Below are 23,424 nucleotides of genomic sequence, written 5' to 3' on the forward strand. Positions count from 1 at the left end.
CCTCAACCCGCCGGCAGCGCCAGCCGATCAAGGCCGAGGCTCCCCAGGTCCCGCTCGAGGACGAGGCCGTTGGACAAGACCAGCGTGGCCAGGCAGCCGTAGCTCGAGTGGTCGGGCGAAACGTAGTCGAACTCGAAGAAGCCGATGTCGCGCGGCTTGGTGAAAACCAGCCGGTCCTGAAAGCTCAACCCTGCATCGTTGTCGCGGTATGAGAGCTGCGCTTCGACGCGCTCGATGCCGCGCGAGGTAAAATCGATGTCCGGTGGCGTAACCGTCACCACCTTGTGCCCGACCATGTCGGTGCGCAGCGCGATGGTCGATCCGGTTGTCATCGAGTTGGGAATGGTGATGACGCGATTGTCCTTCAGTATGATCGTGGCTGCGTAGCTCACGAGACGCTGGCTCGCATCGGCGAGATTAACCAAGAACGCCTTGGGATTGCGGTCCGTCGGCGTGTCATAGAAGGTGAGCGTCTGCTGTTCGTCGATGCCGTTCGCGGCATCGACATAGCGCAGGTCAACGAGAATCATGGCGACGAGGCGCCAGTCCACGGCAGGCGCGACCTGTAGCGTCCGCTTCTGCGGATGAGGATCGCGCACAATCAGGCGCTCCTGGTCGGTCGGCGCCCAGTCGAGGACGATGTCCCTGTGGTCGGCCGCCATGAACGTCATTTTCAGGTCGTAGCGGTCCAGGGTGCTGTCGAGGCGGAACCGTTTCCAGGTGACTTCCGGCTTGTCCTGGGTGAGCAGGAAGCTCTCGGCGAGATCGATCCGGTTCACCGGATCGTTGTAGCGCACCTCGACGGCAACCTGCGGAAAGCGATCCCAGGGAAGCAGGCTCGCCCCGATCTGGATATCGTCGATGAAATAGAGGCCGTCGCTGCGCGGCGAGACTTCGAACTCGTCGCCGATGGTTGTCAGCGTGCCGGTATTGACGACGCCGGGCCGCTCACCAGAGTCGACATCGTGGAACGTGACCCGATACTCATAGGGGATGCCGCGGACCATCTTGCCGCCGTCCACGAGGCTGTTCCATTCCTGGCTGCCGTCCAGTTGATCCTTGCTCAGCCGGATGGTTCGCGGCTGGCCATCATAGGTCAGCGTCAGGTTCACCGAATCGACTTCATCGTGCTCGAAGTTGACGAGTGAGTAGGCCTTGATCTTCCGCTTCTCGAACCATGGATCGTCGAGCGTCACCTCCTGAATGAAGCGACCGGCATCAATCTGCCCCTGCGCGTCGCGCAACATCTTGCCCAACCCCTTCAGCGTCGTCTGCGGGTAGATGCTGCGCTTCACCGTCACGCGCTCGTTCATCTGCAGACTGGCGCGCTTCTGGTCGATGCGCTGCAGGTCCTTCTTCACATAACTGAACTTGGCGACGCCGCCCCAGCCGCCGGTCGCGCCCAGAAGCGCCAGGCGCTCCGCCGTATCGGTGAAGCGATCCCAGCCGTCTTTTTCTTCCTTCATCGGTTCAAGACTGGGCTTGAAGAAATTCTCCAGCACCATGTCCTTGAACTGATCGATTGCCTGATCGCGCCGCCCGACCCAGGAGCCCGCGTCCTCGCCCTCCGGAAGGAATGAATCGACATCGATCTGCACCACCTGGGTCTCGACCAGCTTGTCGACGACCTTGTCGATCTCGGTGGACGCGAACAGGACATCGGTCGTGAAACTCTCCTCCATGTGGGTCTGCACGCGGTTCCAATCGGCCGAAATCTTGACCGAGAAGGCGGGGCGCAGGGCGAAGAAGTCCAGCTGATAGACGACTCCGATTGGCATCAGCTCGCTGTGCAATATGGAGTTCTCGACCAGTTCGACGCCTTCCTGATCGAGTTCGACACTGAAGATCGCCTGATTGTTTCCATAGAGCGAAGGCTTCGAGGGATGCGTGATGCGCACGACGAAACGCTGTTGCTGCTCCGTATCCCACATTGGCTTGCCCTGCTCGTCTGTGGCGCGGCCGAGCATGATCAGGCGCACGCTCCCCCCTTCGAGGATAACGGGCGCCAGTTGGATAGGCCCCTCTCCGGGATACAAGCCGCGGAGTTCCGCTGCGATGTCGTCCATCACGCCATCATCCAGACCCAGGTCGACCTGGAACGTCAGGAAGCCCCCGTTTCCCGCTCCGCCGCGAAACTTGAGCAATTGTATCTGCGGCACTTTCACGCCTGTGGCAGTGTCCAGCACCATCGAGAGATGCGGCTCCGCCGGCAGGAAATAGAACGCACGGTTGTTCGCGTGATCCGGAAAGACCGCCACGCCGCGGACGATGTGGAATGGAGGCTTGAGATAAAGCATGAAGGTCTCACTCGCGGCGTAAGCGTCAGGCGGCGGGGTCGAGGATCAGGGCAAGCTCGCTGGTAGACGTTGGCGGAACATCCTTCTTCTGCCCGGTCGCCAGGTAGTAGCTGACGGCGTAGGTGTAATCGTCCTGCTCCTTGTTCTTGACCTCCACCTTCCATGTGGTGTTGGCCTTGTTGCTGGCACTGAAGACGAAATCCTTGGCTTGTGAGACATCGCTGGCGAGATCGTCGTAATTGAGCGACACGCGCGCCAATTTCACCTGCTCCCAGTTGATCAGGTCAGCGATGATCTGCACTTCGAGGAACGCTTCCGCCGGCGGCGGCAGCACGATGGTTCCGGACGCAGCGTCCGTCACCGGCACCGTGTCCGTCGTGCCGTCCTTGTAAGCGATCATGGCCTTGTAGGTGACCTTGCCCGCCTTTTCGTCGATGACGGGGAAGGTCCAGTCGAAAAAGGGACTGGCCGCCGTCAGCGCCTGGCTTTTGGTCTGCGTATAGGTATGCGTGGCGTCTGTGTATTCGAGATCGACAAAGACGGTCTGTATCCTGTTGGCGAAGTCGCCGACGCCACGCACCGAAACCGTCTTGCGCGCATCGAACACATCGTTGATGAACAGCCTCTGCGATCGGCCCTGACGTTCGGCGCCCTGGTATTCGCGGCCATCCTTCATGAAATACTTGATGCGGTATTTGTAATTGTTCCGCATCGGCTGAAAAATGACGCGCTGGATCTTGAATGTCGGCGCTGCCTGGGTGAGGTTGAACTGCTCCTCGAGTTCTTCCACACCGCCCGCGTCATCCTCGTAGGTCAGCACGACGGCGGCGCGGTCGAGTTCGGTCCAGTTGATGTCGCCGGCCGTGGCTTCGATGGAAAGCACGCCCACATCGTCGACCCCGATGGTGAGGTTGCCTTCGTTCGTCTCGATTTCGGGTGACTGGTACTGCCGGCTCTCGCCGCGGTAATTGACCTGGTAACTGTAGGTGTATTTCCAGTCGTCGCCTTCGACATAAGCCGCGAACTTCCCGACATCCTCTTCCTTGTTCATGACGACTTCGCCGTCGGGCTCGCCTTCCGCGAGATTGGCCATGGGCCGGCCCTTGTAAATCAGCTTCACTTCGACTGAGTGGATCGGCAGTCCTTTGAAATCGGCGTTGACGAACGTGTTGATGCGCAGCGTCTTGAAGAACGGATCATCGAGATCGATCACGCGGGCATAGTCGCTCCACTTGACCGGCGCGCCGTTGCCATCCTTGAGGTTGGTGATGTTGGGCAGGACGCCGCGAGGCGCCACGCGCCACTCGACAGTCTGCGACTCCTTGTAGTTGATGTAGATATTGGTGATCTTGGTGTTCGAGATGTCGCGCGTGACATCCTCGATCCCGTCGGGCAATTTGCGCTGATCGTCGGGAACCGGCGCGATGGCATCGATCATGTTGCGTTCGATGGATTTTTCCAGCGTGCGGTATGCCCAGTCGCGGATCGGCCCCCTGATCTTTTCATCGGTCACCCCGCCCCACTCGAAATCGATGTGCATCGATTCCGAATTGATCGTCTGTTCCCGGACGGTCTCCCTGTAAGAATCCTCCGACCACAGGTTCCAGTCGGTGTCGATGGTCTGATAGAAGCTGTAGAACTTCGATGCGTTGAAATAGCCGTTGACGTTAATCGCCGGCAGTTGCGCCCAAAACCACAGCTCATAGGCGATAGCGACGGCGCCTCCCTGGCCCTGCATGGCCTGCTCGAAGAAAGTGGCACCCTCGGGTGGCAGTTCCAGCGCGAATGTCGAGATGTTGTTGCCGAAGAGCGATGGCGTTCCGCCGCTGGGAACTTCCCTTTCGACGAGGCCCTGGGGATAGAGCAACGACGTCGTTCCCTTGGTATAGGTGAAAGCACCGATGACGACTTCCGGTACCGGCTGGATTCCGAGGCGATTGGCCTCGGCAGCCACCTGTTCGGCGAGCTTCTGCTTGACCTTGACTAGGACCTCGTCTTCGACCACGAACTCGACGTCAAAAAGAAGGAAGCCGCCGCCTTTCTTGCCGTCGGGCCTATCGACCGGGAACCTGTATTTATAGAAAGCGAACGACAATCTGCCGTCGGGGCCGCGACGATAACGTGGTTGTTGCGCCAGCGGATAGAAGACATTGATCTTGTCCGAATCGCCAAAGACCGTCACGCCCTCGATCTCTTGTACCTTGTCAATCTGCAGCATCTTCACCTCCTGGGAGCATTCGGTTCGACCCCGCTGCTACTAGCGTGCCGAGATCGCGAAACGCACGGACTGGCTCTTCAATCATTTGCTCGAGTTCAACCGCGATATCAGCGTCGCCAACCGTCCGGTGAGCGGGCGACTGCCTGATCGTTGCCGCGATCAGCGCGAAAAGCTTGCTGTGCAGCGTCTGGGAAATCTTTCCGTCAGGCGCGCCGTCGACTTCGATCGCGATGCTGGCCCTGCCATCCCGGATGGCGTCATCAAGCTGCTCCGCGAGGTCTTCGCTGTCGAGGCGCAATCCATCCATGAGAGCGGCCGGCGCGCGGAACCGCGCCCTGGCTTTTATCGGCATGCGATGGCGCGCGAGATATTCCACAGCGAGAAAGCCAGCTTGCTCCCGCACACCGGCGCGGGCAGATGCGAGCCACTCGGCTTCGAGGGCGAGATCGAAGACCGCGGCATAGGGCGGATAACCCGATGTTGCGCTGCTTGCGGCGATTTCAAAGGTCCCGCGGCCGTCACCGATCAGGGCGTTGCAAAGCGGCGAGGTGATCGGCGCAAACGACAGCGGGGTCTGTGCCGCATCCGGCTGGCCCGAACGGGCCGCTATTTCCCGCCGCAGCGCCTCGATATCTTCATTGGTAGCGCCCCATCGCGCCGAGAAAATTAGATAGGCCGTCGAACCGAGGTCGGTGAAGCTCAGGATCGGCTTTCCCGCGTCATCCCTCTGCACATCTGCGCTCTGCGGCAGATAGTGCCAAGACTTCATGTCGGCATCCGCCGCGAAGCAGTGAAACCCACGGAAATCGAAACCAAAATGCTGCATCGCTGCACCACAAGCCACCCCCGTCGATGAGTATTTCGACAGGGTTGTTTAAATCGCTAGAACTGGCAAAATGGAAATATCAGTAACATGGCGGTTGTCTGCCGCCATTACCGTCGGTTTAATTGATTGCCCTCAGGTTGCCTTCTTGCTGGCGATAAAACTCGCCAAACAAGCATAAAGCTAAAACTACGCAATGTGACCATAACATGAAGCCATATTATGAGCAATCAGAAATATAACTAGAACTATGTCTAAAAAGCAATATAGGCAATTAATTAAAATATAACTTAATTTTTTGTTTGGACTGTCGTTGGTTTATACATTATCTTTTATGACAATTTGCAGAAATCGTCTCAGAAAAATTGATACGAGCTGGCGCTGTTCGCGGCAATTGAATTTCGCCGACAGTGGACAAAGGTTGTTGCGTCCGAGGTGGATGACGAAAGCGGCTCTTTTTCCGACATCTGATTGCTTAGAGTCCGGGTCGCTCCGATCAGGCGGACGATAAACGCCCGAGGCATTGCGCGCCCTTTGAGCGTTTCTCCGAAGGGCTTGAGGATCACATGTCCGAGGAGGGGATGACGCTACACTGCGGGCGGTCATCTGGAGGAGCCGCTACGCGAAGTTCTTTGAGTATGAGGGCAAAGCGGCCAATTCAACCTCGAGTGCTCGCCTGAACGGGCGAGGAGGAAGAAACTTCTGATTGGCTGCTTTGTCCTCCCTTCCGGACCTTCATCTCAAAGGGCCGTAGATCTCTGTTGGGTCATGGCCGTGAATTGGCCCGGAGCAAGCGAGCTTCCGCTTAGGGTGGGAACCGATATTCCGCTTAGGGTAAAGCCACCAGGACAGCTTCAGGCGGGGCCATCGCCTTCAGCACCGCTTCGCGCCATAGTGCTGGCTGGAGACGCCGCTCGTTGACGGGCACGGCCGGTCTTCGCCTTACGGCTGCGCCAGCCGCGATCCGAACCGACGAAGGCTTCCAGCATGTGCGGAATCAGGGCAGCGGTGTCCACGGGATCATAGAGCCGGCTGTGCTCGGCCGCATACTGATCGAGTTCCTCCTTGAGGGGCTCCGGCAGGATGATCGTCATGCGGACGACACCAACCTTCGGCAGCCGACCGAGCCTCAGATCAGGCATTGTTCACCTCCTGCTTGTGAGACAAAGACATGTTGACTGTTCAGATAATCGACATAGGCAACGAGGTCGCGATGAACGGCGGCAGGCAGTTCGACGGTGATCTTGACCGGACGGTCATCGGGAATGGCGGAAAGTTTCAGCTTGGTCATGATGGATTTTTTGACGCGCCGTAAGGCACAAGAAGAAGGTCGCGATTGACAATCACGCGAACCGGGAAACCGGGCCGCACGGTGAGCGTAGGCTGGACATAGAGCTGATTGCGCACGAGCTGCTGGCCAATATCGGAGGCCGAATCCTGCGCGCTTTCGCGGATGGCCTTGGCGATTTCGCTTTCGTCGTCGCTGGACCCAAGCGATGTCCCAATGCCCAGTAATGTCGAGAGTGCTGCGGCCCGGAACATCTGGCCCCAATGACGGTCGACCTCGTCCTCCAGCCCGGAAAATCCTTCAGCGTCTGCGCCCTGCTGGCGCTCCAGCACGATCGAGGTGCCGTCAGGCATGATCAGCCGGTTCCAGACCAGCAGCACGCGCGACTGGCCGAAGGCGACGTGGCTGTCGTACTGGCCGATCAGCCTCGCACCCTGCGGGATCAGGAGATGGGATCCTGTCGGGCTGTCATAGACATTTTCCGTGACCTGAGCGGTGATCTCGCCGGGCAGGTCGGAGCGGATGCCGGTGATAAGGGCGGCTGGAATGACGCTGCCGGCTTGCACCACATAGGGCGAGGCCTTCGCGGCGAGCCGATTGGGGCTGACTGTGCGACGGTCTGGCTCGGCATTGACGAAGGCCAGCTTGCGATCCTGCACGTTTTGCGCGGCGCCAGGATCGATCGGTGGCGGCCCAAGCGGCGGAGTCAGACCAGATTGGGTGTCCGGTTCTATGACTCTGCCGCCAGTATCCTGTCGTGTGGGACCAGGTCTCGTGTTCGTATCGGTGAAGAGCTTCGCCAAGCGTGCGGCCTCGATCTCGGCCAGTCGGCGCTGCTCCTCCGGATCGGCGCGCGGTCCACTGACGTTGGACGCCCGAATCGGCTGGCCGCGCTCCTGCGCGCGCAAGATCGGCCGGCCCAAATCGCCAGGCAGCGCGGGGCCGAGTTGCGGAACACCTGCATAGTCCTTCGGCAGCTTCTGTAGCCCGTCGGCCGTTGAGCGGTTTTCGGTGGTGAAGAGCTCGGGCGGCTGTTCGGTTCCGCGCTGTCTGGTGTCGAGCGCCCAAATCAACGTGCCGAGGATCGCAGCGCTGGCAACTCCACCAACGCCTATCAGCACCTTGCGCGACAGTCGCGTGACCCTGGCCGGTTCGGGCCGAAGGCGCAGTTCCGCTCGAATGTCCTGGTTGGGTGCATTTGTAGGGTCGCTCATCGGAACAGCCTCGTGCTGGGCGAGGTTCGTTTGCCGTCCGTGCGCACGATGCGGACGCGCTTTTCGCTTGTTTTGTCGCCGAGCCTCAATTCAGCGGCGGCAAACAGCCGATCAACGACGTAGTAGTTCTGGCGAGCACGGTAATTGACCAGCTCCGAGCCGCCCGATGGGCCGATGACAAAGAGCGGCGGCATTTCACCTTGCCCTATGCCCGACGGGAACTCGATGTAGACTTTTGCACCGTCATCGAAGGCGCGAAGCGGCCGCCAGGGCGCCATGTCGCCTTCGATGCGATAGCGAAAATTCAGTTTCTGGATGTCGACGCCGGACGCGACCGGCTGTGCGGCGGAAGCCTGCGCGTTCTGGCGCCGCAGCGCAATCAGCTGGTCCTGCGGGTACTGCCAGGAGACCGAAGCCATGTAGGTCTTTTCGGTCGAGCGCAGCTCGAGATGATAGGTGCGGCGGTCGCTGTTGATGACGAGATTGGTCTGCAGATCCGGCCGTGTCGGCTTCACAAGAATATGGACCTGCTGGCGCTCCCCTGCCCCACTTTGCGTATCGCCGATGATCCAGCGCACCGTGTCGCCGGCGGCCACAGGCCCGGAGCCGACAAGCTGCTCGCCGGGCTGCAAGGCGATGTCGGTGACCTGGCCGGGCGCGGCATAGATCTGGTAGAGCGCGCCCTCACTCCAAGGATAGAGCTGGATGGCATTGACGAACCCGTCGCGAACCGGCTGCATCCTCGCTGCCTCGTTCGCCAGGCTGATACGCTGCTTCGGATCGGTCGGCTCCGGCTTCACCTTCGTAGCGTCGACTGGTTTCAACTGACCAGGCAGCGGAAGCGGTTTCGGCACTTCCACCACTTTGACCGGACCAGGCGGCTCGACCCTGCGCACCGCAGGCACCGCATCGTCGTAGGCGATTTCCGGCGGAATGTATTTCTTCGATGCACAGCCGGCGAGCGCCGTTGCCGACAGCAGTGCCAGGGCAAGCCTACGTGCCTCGGGCGCATTGTGCGTGACCGGTCTCGCCGACGTTCTTGTTGGTGCTGCACGCATCATGAAAACTCCTTCGACCAGCTGATGGCGTTGACATAGACGCCAAGCGGATTGGCTTTGAGCCGGTCAGCGTCGCGGGGTTGCTGAATCACGATTGTGAGGATTGCGGTCCAACGCTCGGTGTCGGCCAGGTTGCCATTCTCGTAACGGCGCTCGACCCAGGCGACGCGAAACGAATCGGGGGTAGCACGGATGACGCTGGAAACCTCGATGGCGATCTGGAGTTTGCCTAATTTGGCAAAAGGGTCGTTCAACCGGGCGTAATCATTGAGGGAAATGGCGCCGCGGTCTGTGGTGTAGTCGTAGGCTCGCAGCCAGTTTTGGCGGACGATGACCGGGTCGGCCGGAATGCTTCTGACCTGTTCGATGAAGCGGGCCAGATGCCAGGCGACCTGCGGATCGGTCGGCCGATAGTCGGCAACGGCCGGAGCGACAACCTGCGCTTCACCGAACTTGTCGACCTCCACCACCCAGGGAACCACTGAGCCGCGCGTTGACTGCCAGACCAATGCGGATGCAAAACCGCCGGCCAGGACGAGAGAGCCGAAGGCCATCAGCCGCCAGTTTCTCGCCTGGACGCGAGCCGAGCCGATGCGCTCGTCCCAAATCTGGGCTGCACGCTGATATGGCGTCTCGGGGTGGGGCGTTTTTGCGTAGCGAACGAAAGGGCGTCTAAGGGGGGTCATCGGCGGTCGTCCTGATCGAGGGAAACATTCATCGAGCCGCCCCCATCATCACTCGAGTGAACTGAATGCGCGGCGACGCTGGCGCCATGGCTCATGACCTGGCTACGCTTCATTCGTTTTGCCCATGCGGGCGGGGCGTCGGAACTGGTTTCGGAGGTCGACCAGTCACCCGAGGAAGCCGTTCCCGACGATCGCTCTCCACTCGTCGCACTCCAAGCCGCAAAGCGGCCGGCCTCATAGCTGTCGGACAGCGCCGACGCCGCGCGCGACATGGCCTGCTTCACCGGTCGAACGGCAGCGCTGGCACCGGCCCTGGCGACACCCGCCACGCCGGCGGCGACCGAGCCTGCACCACCTCTTCCAGATGTCGCTGCGCCAAGTTCCCAGGCGGCCGAAGTGCTGCCGGCCAGATGCGCGCCGCGGCGTGCGGCTGCTGCCGACATACGCGCACTGCCATTGAGTGCGCCTGCCGCGCCGCTCAATCCGGCGCGAGCACCCATAGCGCCAGCCACGCCAAGGCCGCCAGCGACGAGGCTCGTGCCAACAGCGGCACCTGCGCCCAGTTGCGGGGCACCGGAGACCAGCCCCGTCGCAATGCCGGGACCGAAGATCGACAGTCCCATCAGCGACAGAGCGCCCAGGACAAGCGACAGCGCATCCGTGATTGTGGGCTGTTCGGCGCCGAAGCCTTGGGTGAACTCGCCGAACAGGCCCGAGCCGATGCTGACGATGACGGCAAGGACCAGTATCTTCACGCCGGAGGCAACGATGTTGCCGAGCACTTTTTCGGCAAGGAAGGCGGTCCGGTTGAACAGCGCAAAGGGTATCAGCACAAACCCGGCAAGCGTCGTCAGCTTGAATTCGACCAGCGTGACGAAGATCTGGACGGCCAGAAGAAAGAACGCAATCAGTACGATCGCCCTCAGCACTACGATCTGGACGAAATTCTCGAAGAACGATACGTAGCCCATCAGCTGGCTGGCGGCCTCGAGGATCGGATTGCCGGCATCGATGCCGACTTGCGCCACGCGGCCCGGCTGCAGCAATGCCGAGCCTGAAAGTGCCGAGCCTCCAGCCTTCAGGCCGAGCCCGGAAAAGCTCTCGAAGACGATCCCGGCAAGACGGTTGAAGTTGCCGATGATGAAGGCAAAGAAGCCGATATAGAGCGTCTTCTTCACCAGTCGGTGCAGCACGTCTTCATCAGCACCCCATGCCCAGAACAGGCCGGCCAGTGTGATGTCGATCACAATCAGGGTCGAAGTGAGAAACGCAACTTCCCCACCGAGCAGACCAAAGCCGGAATCGATGTAGCGAGTGAAAGTCTCGAGGAAGCGGTCGATGACGCCGGTGTCGTTCATGGCGCCACCGTTTCGGGATAGGGCCGGTCTTCCGCGAAAGGCGGCGTTGGCGGTTGGAGCGGCGGCAGCCGGGTCGGGTCCTTTTCGATCGACGGAGCCACGTTTGGCATGATCGGGCGGGATGGCCGCAGGAAGCGTCGGCGGCCTTCCGCCCAGGCTTTCCTGCAGGCGTCGTCATCGATCGCCGCCATGCCGATGTCCCGGCATCGGGCAAGCTCGACACTTGCCGGCTCGCCGCCCGGATATGCGGAGCGCGGGGAGGACGCGTCCTGCGAGCCGCCGCCGCGCAGCGCCATGGAGGCGGCGGTCATGGCGGCGCCAAGGGCAAGAACGGCTGTTATCCGGGCGGCGATCTTGAGATCCATGCGGTCTTCGCCTCAGTCGTGGAACATTTTTACGGATGACGCGCTGTAGCTGCTGCCCGTCATGAAACGGCTGAACTGTTCCCGCGCCTGCTCCTGTGCGGCCGCCCGCCTCGCCTGTTCAAGGGCTTCGGCTCGTCCTTGTGCCGCCAGCATCGCGGTGAGGTCGGCAACTTGCTTGGCCTGCACGGCAAGAAGCTGGTTGCCGGCCTGCGTCGCCTGAAGCACGCCGACCGCGGACTGGCTGGCACCAACCAGCGCACTCGTCTGCTCCTGTGTCTCTGCGATGTTGTCTACTGCGACGGCGCCGGTCTTCAGCGAATGCTCAAAGGCCGACACCGAGGTCTGCCAGCGTTGACGCGCGCCGTCGACAAGCTGCTGGCTGGAGAGTTCCGAACCGAAATTCTCGTAAGCGGAGGTAAACTGGCTCTCGATCTCCTGGACGCTATAGGCCAGCTTGTCGGCCTCGCCGAGCAGGCTCTTCATCTCGGAAAAATTGGCCTCGATCTGTTCAAGCAGCGAGGTTGGCAGGGAGGTGAGATTCTTCGCCTGGTTGATCAGCATTTGCGCTTCGTTCTGAAGCGAGCTGATCTGGTTGTGGATCTGCTCCAGCGCACGCGATGCCGAAAGCAGGTTCTCGGCGTAGTTCTTTGGGTCGAACACGATCAGTGCCGATGCCGGTGCCGATGACAGCGCCGTCGCGACGACGATTGCGCCGGCTGCCGCCATGCGACGGATACGGCGACCTGCAAGAACGGAATTCATGAGGGAAGCTCCTTTGTGGATTGGTCGATCACGCCAGTGAGATTGGGAATGAGGTCTGCCGCCCAGGAGAGACCACGGTTCGTAAGCCAAGCCTCGAGGAAATGGTCTCGCCCCGCCTCGGCGATTGTCCGGTCGATCGCGGCCTGGTCCGATTTGGACGATGCGGCGCAGAGCGCCAGCGCGATCGGACCAAGCCCCAGCTCGAACAGGCGGTTGCCGCGGCGGCTTTGACAATAATAGTCGCGCTTCGGTGTCGCTCGGGCGACGATCTCGATCTGGCGATCGTTGAGACCAAAGCGTCGATAGATCTCTGTGATCTGCGGCTCGACGGCGCGCTCGTTCGGCAAGAACAGCCGCGTCGGGCAGCTTTCGACGATTGCCGGTGCGATCGGCGATCCGTCGATGTCCGAAAGCGACTGGGTGGCGAAGACCACGCTGGCGTTCTTCTTCCTCAGCGTCTTCAGCCATTCGCGCAACTGGTCAGCGAAACCGCCGTCGTCGAGCGCGAGCCAGCCCTCGTCGATGAGCAGCAGTGTCGGCCGTCCGTCCATCCTCTGCTCGATGCGGTGGAACAGATAGGCGAGCACGGCGGGCGCTGCACCTGTGCCGATCAGGCCTTCGGTTTCGAACGCCTGGACCGAAGCCTCGCCCAGCCGCTCGTGCTCGGCATCTAGCAGGCCGCCATAACGGCCACCGATGCAGTAGGGAAGGAGCGCCTGCTTCAGCGGCGAAGATTGCAGCAATACGGACAGGCCAGTCAGCGTCCGTTCGTGGACGGGCGCAGAGGCCAGCGACGTCAACGCCGACCACAGATGTTCCTTTACCTGCGGCGTGATGGACACGCCTTCGCGCAGAAGGATGTCGACAAGCCAGTCGGCCGCCCAGGCTCGCTCTGGCGTATGATGAATATGGGCGAGCGGCTGTAGCGAAACGGTATGAACGTCGTCCGACAGATCGGCTAAAGTGAGCAAGGGCAACGGATCGTCAGCCCCCTGCCCAGTTCCGGCATTTCTTCCGAGATCATGCCAATCGCCATGCATGGCGAGCATGGCCGCGCGGATTGAGCCGCCGAAGTCGAAGGCAAAAACCTGGCTGTGCTCGTAACGTCGGAACTGCAGCGCGATCATCGCCAACAGGACCGACTTGCCGGCACCGGTCGGGCCGATGACGAGGGTGTGGCCGACATCGCCGACGTGAAGGCTGAACCGGAACGGTGTGGCGCCTTCCGTTCTGGCGAAGAACAGCGGCGGGGCGCCAAAATGCTCGTCCTCAGTCGGTCCAGCCCAGACCGCCGAAAGTGGAATCATGTGGGCGAGGTTCAGAGTCGAGATCGGCGGCTGGCGGACATTGGCGTAGACGTGGCCGGGGATGCTGCCGAGCCAAGCCTCGACCGCGTTGACGCTTTCGGCGATGCAAGTGAAATCCCTGCCCTGAATGACCTTTTCGACCAGGCGCAGCTTTTCGTCGGCGATCGACGGATCGGCATCCCAGACCGTCACGGAGGCGGTGACATAGGCTTCGCCGATCTGATCTGAACCGAGATCCTGCAGGGCCGCGTCCGCATCGGCCGCCTTGTTGGCGGCGTCCGTATCAACGAGGACTGACGCCTCGTTGGTCATCACCTCCTTCAAGATTGCGGCAATCGATTTGCGTTTGGCGAACCACTGGCGACGAATCTTCGTCACCAGCTTCGTCGCGTCGGTCTTGTCGAGCATGATCGCCCGCGTGGACCAGCGGTAGGGGAAAGCAAGGCGATTAAGGTCGTCGAGAATCCCCGGGAAGGTCATGTTCGGAAACCCGGTGATGGTGAGTGTGCGCAGATGCGCATCGCCAAGCCTCGGCTCTAACCCGCCGGCTAACGGCTGATCGACAAGCAAGCCATCGAGATGCATCGGCGTTTCCGGCACGCGAACGCGATGCCGCTTGGTCGAAACGGCTGAGTGCAGGTAACTCAGCGTCTCGGCATCATCGAGCCAGTCAGCTTCGGGAACGAAACCTTCGATGAGGTTGAGCACGCGGTCCGTGCGATCGACATAACTCTTCAGGAGCTCCCAAGGATCGACGCCGGTCTTTTGCCGGCCTTCGTACAGCAAGCTCTCCATTCGCGACGCTTCCTCGGCCGGAGGCAGCCACACGAAGGTGAGAAAGTAGCTGCTTTCAAACAGCACGCCGGACCCTTCGAACTGTTCGCGCCGCTCGATGTCGAGAAGTGTGGATGCGCAATCCGGGAAGCGGCTGTCGGGATAGCCGCTGGCAGGATTGCGCTGCGCTTCGACAAAGATCGCCCAGCCGGAGCCGAGCCGGCGCAGCGCGCCATTGAGCCGCGCGGTCGTGCCGACCAGCTCCGCCGGCGTGGCGGAGTCCAGGTCCGGCCCGCGAAAACGCGCCGTTCTTTGAAAACTGCCGTCCTTGTTGAGCACCACGCCCGGCGCCACCAGGGCGGCCCAAGGCAGATAGTCGACGAGGCTGGCGCTCTTGTTTCGATATTCCGCGAGGTTCATCACGGCGAAAAACCTCAATAGCCGAAATGCGAGGGATAGCGCAGGTGCCGGCGAACCACGTCGACGAACTGCGCATCGCGCTTTGCCGCCCAGACGGCGGCGAGATGCCCGACCGCCCAGATGACGAGCCCCGCGATCCACAGACGAAGACCCAACCCGACCGCGCCTGCCAGCGTGCCGTTGGCGATAGCGACCGCGCGCGGCGCGCCGCCGAGCAGGATCGGTTCAGTAAGCGCGCGATGCACCGGCGCGAAAAAGCCACGGACTTCCTCCTCCATCAGATCAGCGCCCCGCCGCCGAAGGAGAAAAAGGACAGGAAGAACGAACTTGCCGCGAAAGCGATCGACAGCCCGAAGACGATCTGAATCAGCCGGCGAAATCCGCCCGATGTGTCACCGAAAGCGAGCGACAAGCCGGTGACGATAATGATGATCACCGCCACGATCTTGGCGACTGGCCCCTCGATCGATTCGAGAATCTGCTGAAGGGGCTCCTCCCAGGGCATGGAGGAACCGGCAGCGTGGGCTGGCTCAATCGTCATGATCGCGGCGGTCGTCGCATACGACAGCTCCACGGCAAGCTTGCGGATAGCCGGTGGAGTGAAGCGGATCGGGTTCATTCTGAAGCTCCATGGCAGAGTGGGGATTCACGATCGGAGTGGTCTCGACATTCGAGGGTGCGGTAGTCGCCGGTGGCCGCATCGAGCCCGTCGACCAAGGCGATCTCGACGAGCCGGCGCGCTGAGCCACGACCAGCGAGAACCGCGATGATGTCTATGGTTTCCGCAATCAGTGCGCGCGGGACCGTGACGACGGCCTCCTGCACGAGCTGTTCCAGTCGCTGCAGTGCGCCAATGGCAGAATTGGCGTGAATGGTGCCGATGCCGCCGGGATGGCCGGTGCCCCAGGCCTTCAGCAAATCGAGCGCTTCGGCGCCCCGTACCTCGCCTATCGGGATGCGGTCGGGCCGAAGCCGCAACGACGACTTCACCAGATCGGACAGCGAGGCGACACCATCCTTTGTGCGCAGCGCTACAAGATTGGGCGCAGCACACTGCAACTCACGCGTGTCCTCGATCAGCACGACGCGCTCGGCGGTTTTAGCCACCTCCGCCAAAAGCGCGTTGACGAGCGTGGTCTTGCCCGTCGATGTACCGCCGGCCACCAGCACGTTCTTGCGTGTCTCCACGGCAAGCTGCAGGACGTCAGCCTGGCCTTCGGTCATGATGCCGGCAGCGACATAGTCTTGAAGCGTAAACACCGCGACTGCCGGCTTGCGGATGGCGAATGTTGGTGCCGTGACGACAGGCGGCAAAAGGCCCTCGAACCGTTCACCGGTCCCGGGCAGTTCAGCCGAAACGCGCGGCGAGCCCGAATGCACCTCCGCACCGACATGGTGCGCGACCAGCCTGACGATCCGTTCGCCGTCTGCCGCGATCAGTGTTTCATTGCTTGCAGCGAGTCCTTCGCTGAGACGGTCAACCCACAGGCGACCGTCGGGATTGAGCATCACCTCGACAATGGCTGGATCGTCAAGAAAGCCTGCGACCGCCGGGCCGAGGGCGGTGCGCAGCATGCGCGCGCCGCGCGATACCGCTCCCTTACTGGCATGATAGTTGGTCGCCATGCGGGTCCCCGTTTCTCGCCACGAACTGGTTCTTGCCGCGGTCGGGGATCATTAGAAAAGGCAGGAGCGCCGGCCTTGCAACAAGCAAAACCGGCGATCGTGGCATGACGTGCAGAGACTTGCGAAATGCGGTGCCGCGACCGCGACAGCTCAGCAACCCGGTGCCCGACTGGCCATCGCCGCTCCAGCAGAACAGGCGGCTATATTCGAGAGGTGGCATCGCGACGGAGGATCAGCGGCTCGTTAGGTGCGTCTGACAGGATGAAGGGACTGCTTTCACCCTCTATGGACCGCTGCCGGAGCGCTCTTTACCGCGGCCCCGGTAGAGTTCCTCGCCGGCCGTCGTCGGATTGGAGTCGACAGGCAGCTTCGGGAGACTGCGGTCGCCGCTTGGCAGACGTCGGCCTGGCGATTGTCGTGGTCAATCCGGCGCGGGTAGGCGAGGCTAGCAGGTATGTTGAAGAGCCTAGAGAACTGTGGTAGAAATTGCCAGAAAGGTAGATTTTTGGAGCTTCTCGTGTCCCTGAACATCAAAAATCCAGCCACCGTTGCTCTCGCCGATGAACTCGCACGCCGCCAGGGTATCAGTAAGACAGCAGCCATTCATCAGGCCCTTAGCGAGCGCTTGCACCGCTTGGGCTTTGGAGAGACCGCTCAGGAGCGTTTGCTGGCAGAATTGCACGCCATCCGAGAAAGAGTGGCACGATTGCCTGAACTGGATAGTCGCAGCGACGAGGAGATCATCGGGTATGACGAGCATGGAATCCCTAACTGATGGTGATCGATACCTCAGCTGTTGTAGCGATCCTTCGGAGCGAGCCTGAGGCAGCAAGGCTGGAACGAGCGCTGGTCTCCGACCCAATCCGTCTGATCCCGGCAACCTGCGTGCTCGAGGCACGCATGGTGCTGGTCAGCAGGCGCGGCGAACACGCGTTGGCTGAGATCGATCTTTGGCTGCGCAAAATTGAGGCCGACATCATTCCTGTCGACTCCGAATTGGTTGATCTTGCAACCCAGGGTTGGCTGATCTACGGCAAGGGCCACCACCCGGCGGCGCTGAATTTTGCCGATTGCCTCTCCTATGCTTTGGCAAAGCGTGCAGACGAACCGCTGCTTTTCATCGGCAAAGACTTCTGCCAAACGGATATCGAACCGGCATGAGCACGAGATTGTAAGATGATCGGCTGTCTCCAGCTTGAACCTGTAATAGCACCCAATTAGTTTCGGCCCTGTCGGCTGGGCCTGCATCAAGGGGCGTCATGCCAACTTGGTGCAAAAGCAGAGCAAGCTGGCGTCTTTCGTCCTTCCGATCTGGCGCTGCTGGGCCGCGTCTTGGATGGATTGGAAGTTGAGGGCCAATCCAGCCGGCCAACTTGTAACTCAGACATTCACGGCCGCGACGCTGGCTGCACGAATAAATGATGGGCCTCGTCGAAAACAGCCGTTGGGAGGGCCCGAAGCTCGCTTGCTTCGTAGGTGAGATGCTCGAGATACTGCTTCGACAGCGGGACAACCACTTGCGCTTGGGCCAAGTCACGACCGCGCTTGACTGGCTCGCGATCAGCTCGTTTTGAGACCCAGAATTGTGAGCCGCAAAAATACGCGGATCGGGAACCACGAGCCGTAACGGTCCGCCTTTTTCATCGATGGCGATTGTTTCGAAAGCAGGGGCATTTTCCAACCATGCCAGACCAGATCAGCAGTGTGTGGGACCCCAATTGGCCGCGCAGGTGTTTGGACGACACGCGCGCGGCATCATGGCCCACCAGATTCGGATTCGCGGCCAAGAGGACGACGTCGGCATAATTGCGCCTGAGATTCTGCTCGAGATCGCCGGCGGCACGCAGCCTCAGATGGTCTTTGAAAACGTGCTCTACGGATCGAGCCATGCAACATCTCCATTTGCGGCACCGAAGAGACATTCAGCCCGAGGGTTCTGGCGGTGCCGAACGGATGCGAGTGCGGTTGTTCCTCTGCTATGAGACAGGGGCGCAGAGGCCTGGAGAGGTGGACATGCCGCATCGACCGACGGATAATTCTCGGGACTCGCCGGTTTGAAAGGCGTACTCTGCTTTGATCGGTGATAAACATTAAGGGCATCGCCGGCTGTGAGCGAGCATCGTGCTTCCGCCCCAATTCGGGAGGGAGCCATGAGCAGCCCCAACACTTCCAAAATTGGCCTCGCATTTTCAGAAGGCCGCGATCGGGCGCCGCAGCCAATTCCTAGCCCAGAGCCTGTATACAGAAACGAACTGCTGCGGCGCATGTCTCCGGCCACCATCAATTGCTCAGCCCTCACCTTCACAGCAGCTTTCTGCCATTGAGGACGCAGCTCGAAACCGCAAACGCCGCTATCGAGGCCGTCTACTTCTTTGAGACGGGGATCGGCTCGATGGTGGCGAAACTCCGGCCGGAGGTCGACGCCGAAGTTATAGTCATTGGTTTCGAGGGCATGACCGGCTCGGCGCTGATCATGGGCGGCGATCGATCGCCGCACGACTGCTACATTCAAGCGGATGCCGAGGTTGCCAGCATGGACGCCGAGCCATTCACAAAGGCGCTTTCCGACAGCCCGACGCTGCGGCTTTTTCTGCTGCGGTACGTGCACTACGCGTGGATCCAGGCAAGCTATACCGCCCTCGCCAATGCGCGTTTGAAACTGGAAGAACGGCTGGCAAGATAGCTGGTCATGTGCAACGACCGCATAGAAGGCGACCGGCTGCCGATTACCCATGAATTCCTGTCGGTCATGTTGGGTGTACGACGGCCGGGCGTCACCGTGGCACTTCAAATGCTGGAAGGCCGCGGTCTGATCAGGTCAAATCGTGGCGAGGTCATCGTCCGTGATCGAACTGGTCTCATCACCTTGGCAAACAGCTCATATGGCCAGCCGGAGGCGGAATATGCCCGCCTGATCGGCGAGCAGGCATCTCCATAATCCGCGCCAATGTGGAAGTCCGCCGATGGGATGAGACAAACTACCTAAAGCGGCAGGCCATCGCTAATGCTGGGCGGGGGGTCTCGATCCGCGAAGGGCAACCCCTGCTGGTTGCGACAGTTGAGTGAGGCACGCCAAGTCTCTCCCTTCCCGCAAAGAATTGATATGTTGAGACCGAAGGCTCTGTCAGCGCCGTTGGCGACCAGAGCAGGATATGGCTGCCAGTCCGGCGCGGGAACCACCATCCAGCCGCAGTCGACTTGTTGTCCGGGTCCCGGCCAGCGTCGACGTTACTCCGACCGATCCCACACACTGACCAGGTCGGTGACGAGCAGCCCTGCAAACGATCTGAGAAAGCCTACCAAATGTGGCGGAACAAATCATGATCGTTTCTCATTGTGCTGATCAGTCAAGGGAGATTGACTATGGGCGACCGGCACAACCCAAAAATCGAGGCATCGGCAAGAGACCCGGAAGATTGGGTCAGCGGAGATGACCCAATGACTCCCGCACAAGCCTCATATCTGAAAACTCTGGCCGAACAGGCCGACGACCCTGACGGCTATGCCGACGGCCTTAGCAAGGCGGAAGCTTCCAAACGCATTGGTGCACTCCGGGAAAAGTTAGGCCTGTAGCGTCCGCCCGTGGCTTTTCGTCTCTAGCAAAGGACAGCCGATCGGATTGGATTGGGACAGTTTTGCTGCAGGTGACCCGCAATGAATCTTCTGAATTCAGTGCATTGTGGCTCGACCGGCGATCGAGACGACAAACGGCGGATGGGAGCGGCTCATAGGGTACAACAGCCCGGCATTCGCCCCAAAACCCACCGAGACCTCGCACCCGCCGATCCAATCCTGCTGTCGAAACAGATCAGGCCCTTCCGACGAGGGCGATGGTCACCAAAGACACAAACAGGACAAGGGCCATTGCAGCGCCCCAGAAGAAAACTTTTTCGGTGCCGCGTTGCTCTTCCTCGCGAGATATGTCTTTCGCCATTGTATGCATCCTTTGCGAAGGTCAGCGACTGAGCAACGTGCTGTGCCAAGGCTGGGTTCCCGATAAACTACTTGCCCGCTTCGCACTGTGAGACCGTTCTCGGAATGAAACTCCAACCGTCGGTTGGTGGACGCATCGCAGCTGGTGCATCTAAAGTTCGCGTGGTCCGCGCGCACCGGGCATGTCCGACCCCGAGCCCCCGCTCGGTGCAACAGCGTTTGATCGACCCGCCGCATCAACCTGTGCGGCGGGCCTTTTTCCTCACGCGATGGAACACCGGCGCGCAGGAAAAGTTCTGCCCACGCAGCAAACTCTTTCCCTCATATCTTTGCTGCCAGATCGGATATCTCCGATCGGCCCGCGTCGTTCTTATCCTCCGGCGACGCGGGCTCGCCGTCCTGCTATCGGTCGAGGACCACAGAACAACCGAAAGCACGATGCTGTCAGGACCCGGTGCCAATCGGAGCACAAACGTGAAGTTCTCACGTTGGAGGTTGCGCGGATCCTGGTCAACCGTAGCGGCATATGTGAGGCGGGACGCCTTCACCGATCGCCTCGTCGGCTTCCTCTTGCAGGTCTAACTATGCCTTCTGATGTTCTTGGACCCAAATGAGCTGCACCGCGTTGTTTGCGCGCATGCTGTGCTTCGCAATCTGATGGAAAAATCCGACGCCCCTGCTGCACCGCAGACAGCTCCTGGTGCCGAAGCGCGCTTTCCGTACGATCGTGCGGCGGTTGAGCGGTTTCGACAGACATTCCCGCGCGCCAGGTGGAGTGACGAGCGCAGAACCTGGTTCGTGCCAGGAAAGACTGCAGAGCGGCGGATCCAGCGCTGGCTTGCGCAAGAGGCGGATTTGCGAGCAGCACATGATGACAGCAAGGGACGGGATGCCTTCGCCTTCGATCCCCTGTCGAGCCGGTATCTGGAAGTCGCGGACGACCTGCGCATTCGCACGCCTTATTCGCGGACGGTTCTTGAGGAACTGCGAGCCGTTCCATGGGCGAGCTGGGACGACGAACTGCGGGCCTGGAGAGTGCCTTTCCGCTCGTACGAGGAGTTGAAGCGCCATTGGCCAAGCATCGAAAGGGCCGCAGGCCGCGCAGAACCGGAGGAGAGGAAACGGCGACGAGAAGCGTCCAAAGACTCCGAGGAATATAAAGCCGCCAGATTGCGGTATGCCGAACGCAGGCGACGTCGCTATCCACTGCCCCCAGACGATTTACCCCGGCTTGGCCGTGCCGTGGCAACGGAGCAATACGGTATCGTGGTCTTCACCGAGATTTCGGGTGAACTCGTCGACGCCTCGCAGATAGCAGCGTTCTATCCGCATTTGATCGAGGCGAACGTCGACCACGTCTGGGGCCGATGGCGTCCGGCGACGTTGGCTGAATTGATTAGAACATGGCCCGCTCCGCGTGCTGCCGGATTACCAGAACGGCAGCGAGGCTGGTGGCAACCAACGCTGGCCGAACTCAGGATAGCTCGCCAAATAGCTCGAAGCCTGGCGCGAAGAAGGGCACAAGGCTTATGGCATTGTTCTAGCTTTTGAAGCTGGGGCCGTTTTCCACCGTCTGTCCGGTTGCCCTAGTGTTGAGATGTCACCCCGATCGGAGCCTTCCATGTGCAACGATTGCGAACAACATACGGCTTGGCTGAACATTGCTCGATGATGAGGTCGCTGGCCTTGAAGTTCCCATGCATGAAACCGACTTGACGTGCGCGTAGGCGCACGACACCAGCATCGATGATCCGGCTCCAATAACCCGCGTGGCAGTAAAGCCATCGACCGGCTTCTATGACGTTTGGAACGCACCGGCCGGACCTAGACTAACGGTGGGCGGGTGGTCAACTTGCCTTCCGAGGGAGCTTGGGGACAGCACACGATTCCTGCTTCCGGCGTGGCGTTCCTCGAATTTGCCAGAACGATGTACCTGAACGCGAAAGATTCATTTCCGCTTCACGCTCAGCGTTTATTGCCATCGCCGGACTGCGATGAAGTCCGCCGCTCCGCTACCGTGTGGCGGGCGCCCCCGGTGTCGGCGCAGGGAAGATGCAAGCGCCTTTGAACAGCCCAAGGGTGCGGCCCTGTCCGGCCGGATATGGAGCGGACGAACCGATAGATGGGAGCTCGACGGCTAGGGCACGCGTCCAGCGCAGCGCGTCCCTGGCGTCTTCCGGTTACTGGAGAAGCAAGCCAGATTCGGGCCATCGCAAGCGTGCTTCACCTGCCGCGGCCCGCCCGTCCAAGACGCGTAGCATGTGCCGTCGCGTGAAGGCACCCGGGCATCGCGATCGATTGTAACCTTTCACTGCAATGAGCGCCTGTTCGCCGATCAGCAATTTCAATCGCGACAGGCTCCGGTTCGTACGCATTATGGAGATCACATGTTCGTCCCGGCTCCGATGCCGGCATAGGTCTGCTTCGGAGCGTCGCGAGGGAACTGGGCGACGTATTGCGGTGGAGTAAGCGCCCCCTGGGTTAACAACCCGGTCAGTGACGGCCATGGCGGTCAGTGACGGCCACGACCGCATCGACAACGCCCGCAACGGCGATCAAGTCGTCGCTGAAAGCCCGCAAGGTGTCTGTCACGACATAGCGTGCCGGCGAAGCTCCGCCCTGGCGACGGGGATTCGTTGTAGGCCGACCGGACGGCAACGCCGGCCAGATGAGCGACAACTTACCTCGGTGTTGGTCTCGATCAGGGTCGACGTTCGTCGACGACCGTCGGCAATTGCCGACTATGAGTCGAGGTCGTAGGGCTCGTGGCCCAGCTCGTTGTGATGAAGCGCCTCTGCCATACACCTGATATCGAACGCCTGGCCGCACGCCGGGCAGACGACATAATACTCGTCCTCCCGAAGTGGCGAAGCGTCGTGGTCTTGGGGAATGACGATGTCATCGTCGGGCATTGGGTCCTCCGGCAACCCGCCCGCTATGCTGGAACGCTTGCCGGCAGGATTTGTTTCAAAGTTATTGCGCCTAAGGAAGGGTCCGATGTCCGGTTCGAGCGATGCCGTCCCACCGGGCTGTTCAAAGTGATTATCATCTGCAACCTTTGGTTACGGCACGGGCAAGAACCTGTTCCTCCGGCGGCAAGGCTCGAATTCAACCAAGCATGCGCGGTCGAAAGAACTCCGATTCTGCAACGCACACTGGCCGAGATCGACTGTGGAGACGAATGCCCAGGCCCGCCGCTCCGATGAAAGGTGATCTGATGGCCATCAGCTGCGCAAAATAGCTCTGCAATCGGGCACCGGGGTTGGGCTGTTGAAGCGCCGGTCTTGCCGCAAGC

Annotated in this window: 22 protein-coding genes and 2 pseudogenes; 6 read left to right on the top strand and 18 right to left on the bottom strand. The window is 60.8% G+C overall.

Going from position 1 to position 23,424, the window contains the following annotated elements; translation table 11 throughout:
• Positions 1-2 precede the first annotated feature (2 nt).
• The 15 genes and pseudogenes from NKH93_RS03625 to trbB form a co-directional block, all read right to left on the bottom strand.
• The gene (locus NKH93_RS03625; RefSeq protein ID WP_352969175.1) at positions 3-2,297 is read right to left on the bottom strand and encodes a hypothetical protein; all 2,295 of its coding nucleotides are present in this window, start codon (positions 2,295-2,297) and stop codon (positions 3-5) included.
• 25 nt (positions 2,298-2,322) lie between these two features.
• The gene (locus NKH93_RS03630; protein ID WP_352969177.1) at positions 2,323-4,515 is read right to left on the bottom strand and encodes a hypothetical protein; all 2,193 of its coding nucleotides are present in this window, start codon (positions 4,513-4,515) and stop codon (positions 2,323-2,325) included.
• Positions 4,502-5,341 carry a hypothetical protein gene (locus NKH93_RS03635; RefSeq protein WP_352969180.1) on the bottom strand — a complete coding sequence of 280 codons (840 nt, stop codon included), beginning with the start codon at positions 5,339-5,341 and terminating at the stop codon, positions 4,502-4,504. Before NKH93_RS03635 ends, NKH93_RS03630 begins: the two co-directional genes overlap by 14 nt.
• Positions 5,342-6,192: 851 nt before the next feature.
• A complete protein-coding gene (locus NKH93_RS03640; RefSeq protein WP_352969182.1) occupies positions 6,193-6,480 on the bottom strand; it encodes a DUF2274 domain-containing protein in 288 nt (95 codons plus the stop codon).
• Between the two features lie 41 nt (positions 6,481-6,521).
• Positions 6,522-6,629 (bottom strand): annotated as a pseudogene (locus tag NKH93_RS03645) (DUF2274 domain-containing protein); the annotation flags it as partial.
• Positions 6,626-7,840 (bottom strand): TraB/TrbI/VirB10 family type IV secretion system protein, encoded by a 1,215-nt coding sequence (locus tag NKH93_RS03650; protein WP_352969184.1) that lies wholly within the window; start codon positions 7,838-7,840, stop codon positions 6,626-6,628. The pseudogene NKH93_RS03645 and the gene NKH93_RS03650, both read right to left, overlap by 4 nt.
• A complete protein-coding gene (gene trbG, locus NKH93_RS03655) occupies positions 7,837-8,901 on the bottom strand; it encodes a P-type conjugative transfer protein TrbG (RefSeq protein WP_502896423.1) in 1,065 nt (354 codons plus the stop codon). Before trbG ends, NKH93_RS03650 begins: the two co-directional genes overlap by 4 nt.
• Positions 8,898-9,584, bottom strand: coding sequence for a conjugal transfer protein TrbF (gene trbF / locus NKH93_RS03660; RefSeq protein WP_352969188.1), 687 nt, complete (start codon positions 9,582-9,584; stop codon positions 8,898-8,900). Before trbF ends, trbG begins: the two co-directional genes overlap by 4 nt.
• The gene (trbL, locus tag NKH93_RS03665; protein ID WP_352969190.1) at positions 9,581-10,942 is read right to left on the bottom strand and encodes a P-type conjugative transfer protein TrbL; all 1,362 of its coding nucleotides are present in this window, start codon (positions 10,940-10,942) and stop codon (positions 9,581-9,583) included. The genes trbF and trbL overlap by 4 nt, the downstream gene beginning before the upstream one ends.
• Positions 10,939-11,307, bottom strand: a complete 369-nt coding sequence (gene trbK-alt, locus NKH93_RS03670) for a putative entry exclusion protein TrbK-alt (RefSeq protein ID WP_352685424.1) — start codon at positions 11,305-11,307, stop codon at positions 10,939-10,941. The genes trbL and trbK-alt overlap by 4 nt, the downstream gene beginning before the upstream one ends.
• A 12-nt stretch (positions 11,308-11,319) precedes the next feature.
• Positions 11,320-12,069 (bottom strand): P-type conjugative transfer protein TrbJ, encoded by a 750-nt coding sequence (trbJ, locus tag NKH93_RS03675; RefSeq protein ID WP_502896424.1) that lies wholly within the window; start codon positions 12,067-12,069, stop codon positions 11,320-11,322.
• Positions 12,066-14,573, bottom strand: coding sequence for a conjugal transfer protein TrbE (gene trbE, locus NKH93_RS03680; RefSeq protein WP_352969193.1), 2,508 nt, complete (start codon positions 14,571-14,573; stop codon positions 12,066-12,068). Before trbE ends, trbJ begins: the two co-directional genes overlap by 4 nt.
• 11 nt (positions 14,574-14,584) lie before the next feature.
• Positions 14,585-14,848: a VirB3 family type IV secretion system protein gene (locus tag NKH93_RS03685; RefSeq protein ID WP_352772995.1), complete on the bottom strand. Its 264-nt coding sequence runs from the start codon at positions 14,846-14,848 to the stop codon at positions 14,585-14,587.
• Complete coding sequence (locus tag NKH93_RS03690; protein WP_352612738.1) at positions 14,848-15,111, bottom strand: TrbC/VirB2 family type IV secretion system protein; 264 nt, start codon at positions 15,109-15,111, stop codon at positions 14,848-14,850. Before NKH93_RS03690 ends, NKH93_RS03685 begins: the two co-directional genes overlap by 1 nt.
• Positions 15,112-15,185: 74 nt before the next feature.
• On the bottom strand, positions 15,186-16,196 hold the full coding sequence (trbB, locus tag NKH93_RS03695) for a P-type conjugative transfer ATPase TrbB (protein ID WP_352969195.1): 1,011 nt from the start codon (positions 16,194-16,196) through the stop codon (positions 15,186-15,188).
• Between the two features lie 517 nt (positions 16,197-16,713).
• Between trbB and NKH93_RS03700 the strand changes: the two genes are divergently transcribed.
• Positions 16,714-16,971, top strand: coding sequence for a type II toxin-antitoxin system VapB family antitoxin (locus NKH93_RS03700; RefSeq protein WP_352871031.1), 258 nt, complete (start codon positions 16,714-16,716; stop codon positions 16,969-16,971).
• Complete coding sequence (locus NKH93_RS03705; protein ID WP_352969197.1) at positions 16,971-17,357, top strand: type II toxin-antitoxin system VapC family toxin; 387 nt, start codon at positions 16,971-16,973, stop codon at positions 17,355-17,357. The genes NKH93_RS03700 and NKH93_RS03705 overlap by 1 nt, the downstream gene beginning before the upstream one ends.
• Before the next feature lie 227 nt (positions 17,358-17,584).
• On the opposite strand, the pseudogene NKH93_RS03710 reads toward NKH93_RS03705, so the two are convergent.
• Positions 17,585-17,877 (bottom strand): annotated as a pseudogene (locus NKH93_RS03710) (GSU2403 family nucleotidyltransferase fold protein).
• Between the two features lie 639 nt (positions 17,878-18,516).
• On the opposite strand from NKH93_RS03710, the gene NKH93_RS03715 reads away from it, so the two are divergent.
• The 3 genes from NKH93_RS03715 (at position 18,517) to NKH93_RS03725 (ending at position 19,769) form a co-directional block, all read left to right on the top strand.
• Positions 18,517-18,879, top strand: a complete 363-nt coding sequence (locus NKH93_RS03715) for a cyclic nucleotide-binding domain-containing protein (RefSeq protein WP_352969199.1) — start codon at positions 18,517-18,519, stop codon at positions 18,877-18,879.
• Between the two features lie 6 nt (positions 18,880-18,885).
• The gene (locus tag NKH93_RS03720; protein WP_352969201.1) at positions 18,886-19,134 is read left to right on the top strand and encodes a helix-turn-helix domain-containing protein; all 249 of its coding nucleotides are present in this window, start codon (positions 18,886-18,888) and stop codon (positions 19,132-19,134) included.
• A gap of 425 nt (positions 19,135-19,559) precedes the next feature.
• Positions 19,560-19,769: a DUF3072 domain-containing protein gene (locus NKH93_RS03725; protein WP_352969203.1), complete on the top strand. Its 210-nt coding sequence runs from the start codon at positions 19,560-19,562 to the stop codon at positions 19,767-19,769.
• Positions 19,770-20,004: 235 nt separating this feature from the next.
• Here NKH93_RS03725 and NKH93_RS03730 read toward each other — a convergent pair whose 3' ends face one another.
• Positions 20,005-20,130, bottom strand: coding sequence for a hypothetical protein (locus tag NKH93_RS03730; RefSeq protein ID WP_352969205.1), 126 nt, complete (start codon positions 20,128-20,130; stop codon positions 20,005-20,007).
• Positions 20,131-20,786: 656 nt separating this feature from the next.
• Between NKH93_RS03730 and NKH93_RS03735 the strand changes: the two genes are divergently transcribed.
• On the top strand, positions 20,787-21,680 hold the full coding sequence (locus NKH93_RS03735) for a hypothetical protein (protein ID WP_352969207.1): 894 nt from the start codon (positions 20,787-20,789) through the stop codon (positions 21,678-21,680).
• 1,190 nt (positions 21,681-22,870) lie between these two features.
• Here NKH93_RS03735 and NKH93_RS03740 read toward each other — a convergent pair.
• Entirely contained in the window at positions 22,871-23,041 is a 171-nt protein-coding gene (locus NKH93_RS03740) for a hypothetical protein (RefSeq protein WP_352969209.1), read from the bottom strand.
• Between the last annotated feature and the right edge of the window lie 383 nt (positions 23,042-23,424).

The sequence above is a fragment of the Mesorhizobium sp. M0954 genome, from assembly GCF_040319155.1.
Taxonomy (GTDB): Bacteria; Pseudomonadota; Alphaproteobacteria; order Rhizobiales; family Rhizobiaceae; genus Mesorhizobium.

What these genes read in the sequence shown, in the direction of transcription:
- NKH93_RS03625 (WP_352969175.1), bottom strand. Translation starts at nt 2,297, where the DNA reads ATGCTTTATCTCAAGCCTCCATTCCACATCGTCCGCGGCGTGGCGGTC.
- NKH93_RS03630 (WP_352969177.1), bottom strand. Translation starts at nt 4,515, where the DNA reads ATGCTGCAGATTGACAAGGTACAAGAGATCGAGGGCGTGACGGTCTTT.
- NKH93_RS03635 (WP_352969180.1), bottom strand. Translation starts at nt 5,341, where the DNA reads ATGCAGCATTTTGGTTTCGATTTCCGTGGGTTTCACTGCTTCGCGGCG.
- NKH93_RS03640 (WP_352969182.1), bottom strand. Translation starts at nt 6,480, where the DNA reads ATGCCTGATCTGAGGCTCGGTCGGCTGCCGAAGGTTGGTGTCGTCCGC.
- NKH93_RS03650 (WP_352969184.1), bottom strand. Translation starts at nt 7,840, where the DNA reads ATGAGCGACCCTACAAATGCACCCAACCAGGACATTCGAGCGGAACTG.
- trbG (WP_502896423.1), bottom strand. Translation starts at nt 8,901, where the DNA reads ATGATGCGTGCAGCACCAACAAGAACGTCGGCGAGACCGGTCACGCAC.
- trbF (WP_352969188.1), bottom strand. Translation starts at nt 9,584, where the DNA reads ATGACCCCCCTTAGACGCCCTTTCGTTCGCTACGCAAAAACGCCCCAC.
- trbL (WP_352969190.1), bottom strand. Translation starts at nt 10,942, where the DNA reads ATGAACGACACCGGCGTCATCGACCGCTTCCTCGAGACTTTCACTCGC.
- trbK-alt (WP_352685424.1), bottom strand. Translation starts at nt 11,307, where the DNA reads ATGGATCTCAAGATCGCCGCCCGGATAACAGCCGTTCTTGCCCTTGGC.
- trbJ (WP_502896424.1), bottom strand. Translation starts at nt 12,069, where the DNA reads ATGAATTCCGTTCTTGCAGGTCGCCGTATCCGTCGCATGGCGGCAGCC.
- NKH93_RS03685 (WP_352772995.1), bottom strand. Translation starts at nt 14,848, where the DNA reads ATGGAGGAGGAAGTCCGTGGCTTTTTCGCGCCGGTGCATCGCGCGCTT.
- NKH93_RS03690 (WP_352612738.1), bottom strand. Translation starts at nt 15,111, where the DNA reads ATGACGATTGAGCCAGCCCACGCTGCCGGTTCCTCCATGCCCTGGGAG.
- trbB (WP_352969195.1), bottom strand. Translation starts at nt 16,196, where the DNA reads ATGGCGACCAACTATCATGCCAGTAAGGGAGCGGTATCGCGCGGCGCG.
- NKH93_RS03705 (WP_352969197.1), top strand. Translation starts at nt 16,971, where the DNA reads ATGGTGATCGATACCTCAGCTGTTGTAGCGATCCTTCGGAGCGAGCCT.
- NKH93_RS03720 (WP_352969201.1), top strand. Translation starts at nt 18,886, where the DNA reads ATGTGCAACGACCGCATAGAAGGCGACCGGCTGCCGATTACCCATGAA.
- NKH93_RS03725 (WP_352969203.1), top strand. Translation starts at nt 19,560, where the DNA reads ATGGGCGACCGGCACAACCCAAAAATCGAGGCATCGGCAAGAGACCCG.
- NKH93_RS03730 (WP_352969205.1), bottom strand. Translation starts at nt 20,130, where the DNA reads ATGGCGAAAGACATATCTCGCGAGGAAGAGCAACGCGGCACCGAAAAA.
- NKH93_RS03735 (WP_352969207.1), top strand. Translation starts at nt 20,787, where the DNA reads ATGGAAAAATCCGACGCCCCTGCTGCACCGCAGACAGCTCCTGGTGCC.
- NKH93_RS03740 (WP_352969209.1), bottom strand. Translation starts at nt 23,041, where the DNA reads ATGCCCGACGATGACATCGTCATTCCCCAAGACCACGACGCTTCGCCA.